This window comes from Miniphocaeibacter sp. (genome assembly GCF_049276255.1).
Lineage (GTDB): Bacteria > Bacillota > Clostridia > Tissierellales > Peptoniphilaceae > Miniphocaeibacter.
This window is the reverse complement of the sequence record NZ_JBASWB010000060.1, coordinates 1-2,398: the sequence shown is the minus strand read 5'-3', so window position 1 is coordinate 2,398 and position 2,398 is coordinate 1. Positions and strand designations below refer to the sequence as shown.

General features: G+C 56.3%; 3 protein-coding genes. All 3 read left to right on the top strand.

Annotated elements, in window-relative coordinates; translation table 11 throughout:
* Window positions 1-234 (top strand): hypothetical protein (locus WAO56_RS07670; protein ID WP_422146315.1); only part of this gene is annotated, 234 nt, incomplete at its 5' end.
* Window positions 235-547: 313 nt separating this feature from the next.
* On the top strand, window positions 548-1,945 hold the full coding sequence (locus WAO56_RS07665) for a transposase (protein WP_422146314.1): 1,398 nt from the start codon (window positions 548-550) through the stop codon (window positions 1,943-1,945).
* 325 nt (window positions 1,946-2,270) lie between these two features.
* On the top strand, window positions 2,271-2,398 hold a 128-nt coding region (locus WAO56_RS07660; RefSeq protein ID WP_422146316.1), incomplete at its 3' end, for a hypothetical protein.

Here is a 2,398-nt window from a genome sequence, read left to right as displayed (position 1 = left end):
CGAACAAAAAGTGCCCACATCAAACGACCCTTGATTCACACTCTTCTCAATATCAACGACCCTCAAGGCGTAACGGTCATTGCGCCTTTCGTCGAGGATGTTGATAATCATGTTGCCTATGAGGCTTATGTGGCAATCATGCGACTCAAGGAGCGCCCGTGCGTTGTGCAAGAGCCTTTCGAGGAGAACAAGGCCGCTATCGTAGATGACATTCGGTTGTTAATGCACCCCTGAGAAGCGCTTGCCTTCACGCGTAGAAGAGCTCCCGAAGGCTCACTCTAAGGGGACAAATAAGATGTTGAAACATAAAAAAAAGGGATGACGCAGGATAACGCATGGTATTCTGCACATCTTGGCTTGAAGTAGATTTTCATCTGAAGTGGGGCTGGCTGTTTTCCTTCTTTCGGCTGGGGAGCGGAACCCTTCTGTCAGACCTAGGGTGGGGTCTGTAGAATTACTCCCCAAACGAAAAACTGCCCCCTAATCCTTAGCGACCCGGGGAAAAGCTCACCCTACGGGTGAAATTGGACTCGCCTCTTGCTATACTATGGGCATGAGCAAGCACTACACGAAGCAAGAACGCCGAATTGACATTGAATTTCGCCCTTCAAACCGCGCGACAGCCCACGGAGGCCAGTTTGGAATGAACGGGTTGGCGCATGAGTTTGGTCTGTGGGATCGGGTAAAAAAGGATCGGCGTCTGGACCCCCGGACGCACTGCGGCAAGGGATTTGATCCGTGCGTATATGTGGCCGCTTTTATATTCAGCTTCACCAGCGGGGGTGACTCGTTGGCCGATGCCGGCCGATTGGATGATGATGACTCGCTTAAGGCGATCCTGGGAATCGAGAAGTTCCCGGACGAGACGGCGCTGGGCGAATGGTTGCGGAACATCGGCGATGAAGGGGCGGCGGCGTTGCGCGAAATCGTGCAAGAGTTCGTCCAGTGGGCGCTGGGTCGTGCAAAGTCGGAGCGGTTGCTTCACGCCGGGCAACTGGAGAGCTTTTTCGATGACACACAACTGGAAGTTAGCGGACAGTGCTTTGAAGGGGCCAAGCTCAACTATGCAGGCAAGGTGGCCCTTTCTTGGCAGACGCTGTGGGTTGGGCCGTTCGTGGTGGACGGGGTGGTCGGTTCCCCTGCCGATCACAAGGAGCCGTTGAGCAGTGGCGAGACGGGCAACGATGTCAGCGCTTGGTTGCCCGAGATGATCGAACGCAACAAGCACCTGTGGGCGGGGCAGACCAGCTATCTGTATGCCGACAGCGCCTCGAGCGCCGGGAAGTATCTCGAAGCCATCGAGGAGGGCTTCGATCAGTACACGGTCAGCTACAACCGGTGGACCCGAGCGCTGGATCGCAACGCGAGCCTGCTGCCCGAGGTTGCATGGAGCAAAGAGCAGATCATTCGCTGGCGTGATGGGCACGACCACCTGACGCAATACGCTCGGCTGCGTTACCGGCCGGCGGGCTGTGAGAAGAACAAGCTCTATGCCGTGTGCAGGCACCGCCGTGCCGATGGCGAGCTTTTCTGGAACTACAACTTCGTTGCCTGCGATCCGTCGCGTACCGAGGGGCCTGCCGAAGCGATCTTTGAACGACACCGGCTCAAAGGCGATTACGAGCGGCGCTTCGGCGAGTTGCTTATCGATCTGGGACTTCATCACCCCCCGTGCAAGAGCCTGGCCGCCAACAATGTCTACTATCAGCTCGGGATGCTGGCGTTCAACATGCTCCAAGCCATGAAGCTATTGTATCTGCCCGACGAACATCAGCCCAAGCGGGTTCGAACGATCATTCATCACCTGCTCCTGATTCCGGTGGAAATCAAGCGGCACGCTCGACAGCTCAAGGCCGTCTGCTTCGTGGCGGCAGGTTGGATCCAGTGGTGGAGGGACTTCTTACATGAATTGGTCCCCGCTTATCGCCTGCTTGGATGCACATAGGGCCCCCGGCCCAGCTCTAACTTGCTCTTGATGCCCCCTCCCATAGCCGAGCTGTGCCTTTTTCCGGCTAAAATCTACTCGAACGCTTATAACACCACCTTGTCAGAGCCCTTGCCGGGGTGTTTGCACCCCTCATTGTCGCCTCCGTGGTGCCTGACCGTCTACAACGCCCCCAAAATCCAGACACCTCACCAGTCGCTAAGGATCAGGGTTTTGTCCCGTTTTCTCCCGTTTTCTCTTGCCCTCCCCCCCCCTCAGGGGATAGATTGCACCGCTTCACGGAAGTTTTGCTCAGACGCAATTCCCAGCAGAAAACGGAGTCATCATGAAAACGAATCACAAAAGATTGTTGCAATGGGTCGAAGAAGTCGCCGCGCTTTGCAAACCCGACGCCATTCACTGGTGCGATGGCTCCCAAGAGGAAAATGACCGCCTGTGCGCTCAGGCCGAAGC

What these genes read in the sequence shown, in the direction of transcription:
- WAO56_RS07665 (WP_422146314.1), top strand. Translation starts at nt 548, where the DNA reads ATGGGCATGAGCAAGCACTACACGAAGCAAGAACGCCGAATTGACATT.